This window comes from Streptomyces aureus (assembly GCF_001418135.1).
GTDB classification, from domain to species: domain Bacteria; phylum Actinomycetota; class Actinomycetes; order Streptomycetales; family Streptomycetaceae; genus Streptomyces; species Streptomyces aureus_A.
In genome coordinates, this window is the sequence record NZ_LIPQ01000127.1 from 1 (window position 1) to 6,608 (window position 6,608).

Here is a 6,608-nt window from a genome sequence, read left to right on the forward strand (position 1 = left end):
CGGCTCCGTCGACCACCGCGTCGGCAACAAGGAAGCGCTCGTCCTCCTCGGCGTCCCAGACCACCCCCGGCGCCTCATGGAAGCCTGCATGGACCTCGACGCCGCCTACCCCGACCGACGACTCCACGCCTGGGCCCACATGCTCGGCTTCCGCGGCCACTTCTCCACCAAATCCCGCCGCTACTCCACCACCCTCGGAGCCTTACGCCAGGTCCGCGCCGACTACCGCGCCCACCAGCAACGCACCGTCCTCGGCCTCCCCGACCCCGACGAGCACCCTGAATCCACCCTCCTCGTCGTCGCCCACTGGGCCTACGCCGGCCACGGCTCCACCCCCGGCGAATCCTGGCTCGCCGCCAACATCCGCCGCGACATCCAGCACAACCGCGAACACGCCCGCGAGATCCGCGCCCAGCTCGAAGCGTCAGCCGAAGAGGAGTGGTGACCATGTCCGCCCGTCTGCTCACCGTCGACCAGGTCGCCGAACTCCTCGGCACCACCGTCCGGTTCCCCCGGCGGCTGATCGAGGAACGGCGCATCACCTTCGTCAAGGTCGGCCGTCACGTCCGCATCCCTGAGCCCGCCGTCCTGGCGTACATCGAGACCCACACCGTGCAGCCCATCGTGCGGCGCTTCGGGAAGGCGGCCTGATGGCGAACCGCAAGGGCCAGCGCCGCCGGTTCGGCACTGTGCGACAGCTCGCGTCCGGCCGCTGGCAGGCTCGCTACCGCGACCCGCTGTCCGGGGAAACGAAGTCGGCGCCGCACACCTTCGACACCAAGACGGACGCCCTCGTCTGGCTGACCACCATCGAGGCGGAGATCATCCGGGGTACCTACCAGGCGCCCGACGCGGGCAAGGTCGCCTTCGGGCCGTACGCCGACGACTGGCTGAAGCACCGCAAGCTGGAAGACCGCTCCCGGGAGCGAAATGAGGGCGTGATCCGGCTGCACATCAAGCCGACCTTCGGCGCCGGGACGCTCGCCGCGATCACCACGCCCCGCGTACGGGCCTGGCGGACCGCCCTGCTGGAAGACGGCGTGGGAGAGCCGACCGTCGTCAAGGCGTACCAACTGCTCCGCGCGATCCTGAACACCGCCGTCGACGACGAGCTGATCCGCCGCAACCCGTGCCGGATCAAGGGCGCCGATCGCTACGACGTCCCTGAACGGCCCGTCCTCACCGTGGCCGAGGTGTACGCCGTGGCCGACGCCATCCAGCCGCACCACCGCGTGCTCGTCCTCCTCGCCGCCTTCACCACCCTCCGCTTCGGCGAGCTGGCCTCGCTGCGTCGCCGGGACCTCGACCTGACCCGCTGCGTGGTCCTGGTCCGCCGTGCCCAGTCCGAGCTGCAGAACGGCACGCTGGCCGACAAGGCACCGAAGTCCGCCGCCGGCGTCCGGCCGGTCGCCTTCCCGGCCGAACTCGTCCCCGAGCTCGCTCACCACCTGCAGCACTTCGCCGGTCCCGGGCAGGACGGTCACCTCTTCCGGGGTCCCCGCGGCGGCCTCCTTCGACGCAGCAACTTCCGGGACGACTGGACCGCCGCCCGCGCCACCGCCGGCATCTCCGATGACGTGCACTTCCACGACCTCCGCCACACCGGGAACACCCTCGCCTCCAGCGCCGGGGCCAGCACGCGTGAGCTCATGACGCGGATGGGCCACAGCACGACCCGGGCCGCCCTGATCTATCAGCACATGACGAGCGACCGTGATCAGCACATCGCGGGGAAGCTCGGAGAGATGATCCGCCAAGCCCGTAAAGACAAGCCATCTGGCACGTAGGTGGCACGGCCGTGATCATGCGAAAGGGCCAGCGCCGGGGAAACATGTCCCTGCGCTGGCCCTTTGCCGTGAGCCCCCTGTCGGGTTCGAACCGACGACCCCCGCTTTACAAGAGCGGTGCTCTGGCCAGCTGAGCTAAGGAGGCAGCGAGTGCAGTGTAACCAACCTCGTCCCGGCGACGGTCGGAAATCTCACCCCGGGTGGAGTGCTGACAGATCCCGCGGCGCCAGGTAGCGTCACATGCGGTTCACCCAGGTGGACTAGACCTCAATCCTTCCTTTACTCGGATCGTCCGGCACGTTCCTGCCGGTGAAGGGACACATCACCATGGCTTCCGTCACTTTCGACAAGGCGACCCGGGTGTACCCCGGTGCCACCAAGCCCTCCGTCGACCAGCTCGACATCGAGATCGCCGACGGCGAGTTCCTCGTCCTCGTCGGGCCCTCCGGCTGTGGCAAGTCGACCTCCCTGCGCATGCTCGCGGGTCTCGAGGACGTCAACGCCGGCTCCATCCGCATCGGTGACCGCGACGTCACGCACCTGCCGCCCAAGGACCGGGACATCGCGATGGTGTTCCAGAACTACGCGCTGTACCCGCACATGAGCGTCGCCGACAACATGGGCTTCGCGCTCAAGATCGCCGGTGTCAACAAGTCCGAGATCCGCGCCAAGGTCGAAGAGGCCGCGAAGATCCTGGACCTCACCGAGTACCTCGACCGCAAGCCGAAGGCGCTCTCCGGCGGTCAGCGTCAGCGTGTCGCCATGGGTCGCGCCATCGTGCGTGAGCCGCAGGTCTTCCTCATGGACGAGCCGCTGTCGAACCTCGACGCCAAGCTCCGTGTCTCGACCCGTACGCAGATCGCCGGCCTCCAGCGCCGTCTCGGCATCACCACGGTCTACGTCACCCACGACCAGACCGAGGCCCTCACCATGGGCGACCGCGTCGCCGTCCTGAAGGACGGTCTGCTCCAGCAGGTCGACTCGCCGCGCAACATGTACGACAGGCCGGCCAACCTCTTCGTCGCCGGCTTCATCGGCTCCCCCGCCATGAACCTGGTCGAGGTCCCGATCGTCGACGGCGGCGTCAAGTTCGGCAACAGTGTCGTCCCGGTCTCCCGTGACGCCATCGCCGCCGCCTCCGCCAAGGGCGACACCACCGTCACCGTCGGCGTCCGCCCCGAGCACTTCGACGTCTCGGGCCCGACGAGCAAGGACGGCCTGGCCGTCACCGTCAACGTCGTCGAGGAGCTCGGCTCCGACGGCTTCGTCTACGGCTCCACCCGCGTCGGCGGCGAGGACAAGGACCTGGTCGTCCGCGTCGGCGGCCGTGACGTCCCCGCCAAGGGCACCACGCTGCACGTCGTCCCGCGCGCCGCCGAGCTCCACGTCTTCTCGACGTCGACCGGCGCCCGCCTCAGCGACTGACCCTCGCCGGACACCAGCGCCACACTGTGGCCGAACGGCCCCGTATCTCCTGCAGATGCGGGGTCGTTCGTCCTAGTGCGGGACCCGGTGGGGGTTTACCGGGGAAAACCCCGGCATTCCCGGCCCACCCCCACCCCTCGCGTCAACACGGAATTCGAAAAGCCACTTCGAACCATCCCCCGCGAGAGTGACTAAATGTCGCCATATCACTACCGGCCGCTACGCTCGCCTGCGTGACGCCTACTGCCCGCCGAATCGGCCGCTCTCTCGCCCTCGTCCTGCCCGTCGTCCTGGTGCTCTCGGGAACGCTCGCGGTGTCCGCCGTTCCGTGGGCCGGCAAGGACTCCGGGACCCAGCTGACGGCGTCCTCCTCCAAGGTCTCCGTCCGGGCCAAGTCCCGTGCCCCGCAGGACATTCTGCGCGACCAGCTCCTCGCCGAGCTCCAGGAGAAGGACCCCGGGGTCGCCCTCACCCACCTCCAGCGCGAGGTGGAGAACCGGCCCTCCCTCGCCAAGCACTGCATGTCCATCGCCCGCTCCCTCGGCCGCGCCGCCGTCGAGCAGTACGGCCCCTCCCGCGCCCAGGCCTTCTCGCGGCCGGTCTGCGACACCTCGTACGCGACCGGCGTGATGCGCGCGAGCTGAGCGACGACGCTGAGCCACGACGCGCGTCCGGCCGTCGGGCGTCCGACCGCCGGACGTACGGGGCGCCTATCGTTCCCCGTATGCACACCTCTCCGACGCAGGCCGTGGTCCTGGCGGGCGGCCAGGGCTCACGGCTCCGCCCGTACACCGACGACCGCCCCAAGCCGATGGTCGAGATCCCGGGCACCGGGACCCCGATCATCGGCCATCAGCTTTCCTGGCTTGCCGCCGAGGGCGTGACCGACGCCGTCGTCTCCTGCGGCCACCTCGCCGAAGTCCTCCAGGAGTGGCTGGAGAGCGCCGACCTGCCCCTCAAGGTGACGACGGTCGTCGAGACCGAGCCCCTGGGCCGCGGCGGAGGCCTCAAGTACGCCGCCGCGCATCTGCCCGCGCCGGACCGGCCCTGGTACGCCACCAACGGCGACATCTGGACCCGTTTCTCGCTGCGCGAGATGGCCGCCTTCCACGAAGAGCGCGACGCCGTCGCCACCCTCGCCCTGGCCCGCCCCCGCATCCCGTGGGGCGCCGTCGAGACCGACACCTTCGGCCACATCACCGACTTCGTCGAGGCGCCGCCGTCGCCGTACCTCATCAACGCGGGCGTGTACGTCTTCTCCGCGGCCTTCACGGAGCTCCTCCCGGACCTGGGCGACCACGAGCGCACCACGTTCCCCCGGCTCGCCCGTGAGAAGCGGCTGGCCGGCTTCCCGCTGCCCCAGGGGGCCTACTGGCGGGCCATCGACACCGCCAAGGACCTCACCGAGGCCGCCAAGGAGCTCGCCGCACAGCGGGGATGACCGAAGCGGCGACCTCCAGCCGCGGATGACCGAAGCGGCGCCCTCCCGCCGGGGATGACCGAAGCGGCCCCCTCCCGCCGGGGATGACGCCACCACGTACGGAAGGGCGGCACCGCGTTCTCGCGGTGCCGCCCTTGCGTGTCCGTCGCTCGGCCGGATCTCCGTACGGACGGAGTCCTCAGCCCAGCAGTCCGCCGATCGGGTTCCTCGCCCCGCCCGACGTCGAGCTGCTCTCCGACGGCGTGCCCGTCGAGCCGCCGCCGGAGCCACCGCCCGAGCCGCCGCCCGACGTGCTGCCGCCCGTGCTGCTCGGGGTGTCGCTGGTGGACGGAGGAGGCTCCGGGTTGGACCGCGTGGGCGTACGGCTGCTGCTGCCGCCGGTGCCCGTGCCCTGCGTGGCCGTCGGGCGCTGCTCCTGCGTCCGGGTGGTCTCGCGGGTGGTCTCGGTGGGCCGGGTCGCCTCCTGTGTCTCCTCGCGCTCCGCCGGGGCCTCGCTGGTCGCGGCGGGCGTGGGCACCTTGGTCGCGGCCTTGGAGGGGGCGTGGCGCTTCGGCTCGGTGGGGAGCGGCCGGCCCGGGAGGTGGTTGATCGGGTCGTCGTTGGGGCCCGGGACGGTGACCATCTCGGTGGAGCGGACGGCGCCGCCGAGGACGGAGCCGATGAGGAGGGTGAGGCCGACGACGACCGCGGCGACGAGGGTGCTGCGGCGCATGACGCGACGGCGCAGGTCCCACAGGTCGGCGCGCGGGCCGAGGGTGCGCCAGGCCTCTCCGGCGAGGCGGGCGTCGATCGAGTAGACGGGGGCACCGGCGATGATCAGCGGGGACCAGGCGGCCAGGAAGATGATGTCGGCGGAGTCGTAGACCGGGACGGTCTTCCAGCTGACCGTGAGGAGCAGCGCGGCGGAGAGCAGGGCTCCGACGACGCCGGCGACGCGCTGCCAGAGGCCGAGGACGGTGAGGACGCCGACGACGACCTGGAGGAAGGCGACGGTGAGTCCGGCGCCGACCGGGTGCTGGAGGGCGAAGTCGCGGAGGGGTTCGGCGAGGGGCCAGGGATGCAGGGAGTTGAGCCACTTCACCATGGAGCCGCGCTCGCCGCCGTCGAAGTAGACGGGGTCGCAGAGCTTGCCCATGCCCGCGTAGATGGAGATGAAGCCGAGGAAGACGCGGAGCGGGAGGAGGACGACGCCGAGGTTCATCCGGCGGCCGGGGTAGTAGGCGTGCCGGACGGTGTCCTGCCCGTGGCGCTGCGCGGCCCGGGCCCCCGCCGTCTCGTCCTCGTACGCCGCCGAGCCGGGCCCGTCGGTCTCGGGGCGGAGCTCGTACAGGTCGTCGTACGCGCCCTCGGCGCGGCGCATCGGCGGCAGCAGGGGGCCGGAGCCGGCGGGCACCACGGGGGTGGGCATGGTGTCGTCGATGCGCGGGACGGCCTGGGTGGAGCCGCCGTCCAGACCGGCGTGGCCGGCGCGGCCGCCGTGTCCGACCGCCGGTTCGAGCGTGGAGACGGAGGACTCCCGTACGGCCTGGAGGAGGCCGGTCGCGCCCGGCGAGGACTTTCCGGTCCATACGACGGGACGACGGCGCGGTCCGCCCGCTCCTGCCACGGCCCCGGACAGGGCTGCGGTGCGGGCGCCGGCGCCGATCTTCGGCTGCGGGGCCGGCGCGAGCCGCACACGGAAGCTGGCGTGGTTCACGATCACCTGGGCGGGATCGGAATCCACCTTGACCATGCTCAACGCGGGCTGATCGTCGAACCCCGGCCGGGGCGTTCTGGTGTCCACACTCATCTAACCGAGTGATCTGGGTTTAGGACACTGCCTTGACGGCTCGCAAATGTCCGAGACCCGTCAAGATCAACGGCGCCAGGGGAACCGATGCTCGGTGACCGTTCGTCACTCTTCCCTAGAATCACATGAGTTGTCGATCGGCCCAGGCCGATCGACAACTCATGTG

At 70.8% G+C, this 6,608-nt stretch carries 7 protein-coding genes and 1 tRNA gene; 6 read left to right on the top strand and 2 right to left on the bottom strand.

Annotation, left to right across the window (positions count from 1 at the left end):
* The 3 genes from AOK00_RS12785 to AOK00_RS12795 all read left to right on the top strand — a co-directional run.
* Positions 1-445, top strand: a 445-nt coding sequence (locus tag AOK00_RS12785) for a replication initiator (RefSeq protein WP_367870033.1), incomplete at its 5' end; no start/stop codon positions are given.
* Positions 446-447: 2 nt separating this feature from the next.
* Positions 448-651, top strand: coding sequence for a helix-turn-helix domain-containing protein (locus tag AOK00_RS12790; protein ID WP_055600431.1), 204 nt, complete (start codon positions 448-450; stop codon positions 649-651).
* Entirely contained in the window at positions 651-1,787 is a 1,137-nt protein-coding gene (locus tag AOK00_RS12795) for a tyrosine-type recombinase/integrase (protein ID WP_055600432.1), read from the top strand. The genes AOK00_RS12790 and AOK00_RS12795 overlap by 1 nt, the downstream gene beginning before the upstream one ends.
* A 71-nt stretch (positions 1,788-1,858) precedes the next feature.
* Here AOK00_RS12795 and AOK00_RS12800 read toward each other — a convergent pair.
* Positions 1,859-1,932: transfer RNA gene (locus AOK00_RS12800), tRNA-Thr, on the bottom strand.
* Between the two features lie 182 nt (positions 1,933-2,114).
* Between AOK00_RS12800 and AOK00_RS12805 the strand changes: the two genes are divergently transcribed.
* The 3 genes from AOK00_RS12805 (at position 2,115) to AOK00_RS12815 (ending at position 4,653) form a co-directional block, all read left to right on the top strand.
* The gene (locus AOK00_RS12805) at positions 2,115-3,212 is read left to right on the top strand and encodes an ABC transporter ATP-binding protein (RefSeq protein WP_055600436.1); all 1,098 of its coding nucleotides are present in this window, start codon (positions 2,115-2,117) and stop codon (positions 3,210-3,212) included.
* A 233-nt stretch (positions 3,213-3,445) separates the two neighbouring features.
* Positions 3,446-3,856, top strand: a complete 411-nt coding sequence (locus tag AOK00_RS12810) for a hypothetical protein (protein WP_055600433.1) — start codon at positions 3,446-3,448, stop codon at positions 3,854-3,856.
* Between the two features lie 80 nt (positions 3,857-3,936).
* Positions 3,937-4,653, top strand: coding sequence for a nucleotidyltransferase family protein (locus AOK00_RS12815; RefSeq protein ID WP_055600434.1), 717 nt, complete (start codon positions 3,937-3,939; stop codon positions 4,651-4,653).
* A gap of 178 nt (positions 4,654-4,831) precedes the next feature.
* Here AOK00_RS12815 and AOK00_RS12820 read toward each other — a convergent pair whose 3' ends face one another.
* Positions 4,832-6,442, bottom strand: coding sequence for a DoxX family membrane protein (locus AOK00_RS12820; RefSeq protein WP_055600435.1), 1,611 nt, complete (start codon positions 6,440-6,442; stop codon positions 4,832-4,834).
* Between the last annotated feature and the right edge of the window lie 166 nt (positions 6,443-6,608).

Coding starts and splice junctions, on each gene's coding strand:
- AOK00_RS12815 (WP_055600434.1), top strand. CDS start 3,937: ATGCACACCTCTCCGACGCAGGCCGTGGTCCTGGCGGGCGGCCAGGGC.
- AOK00_RS12790 (WP_055600431.1), top strand. CDS start 448: ATGTCCGCCCGTCTGCTCACCGTCGACCAGGTCGCCGAACTCCTCGGC.
- AOK00_RS12805 (WP_055600436.1), top strand. CDS start 2,115: ATGGCTTCCGTCACTTTCGACAAGGCGACCCGGGTGTACCCCGGTGCC.
- AOK00_RS12795 (WP_055600432.1), top strand. CDS start 651: ATGGCGAACCGCAAGGGCCAGCGCCGCCGGTTCGGCACTGTGCGACAG.
- AOK00_RS12820 (WP_055600435.1), bottom strand. CDS start 6,442: ATGAGTGTGGACACCAGAACGCCCCGGCCGGGGTTCGACGATCAGCCC.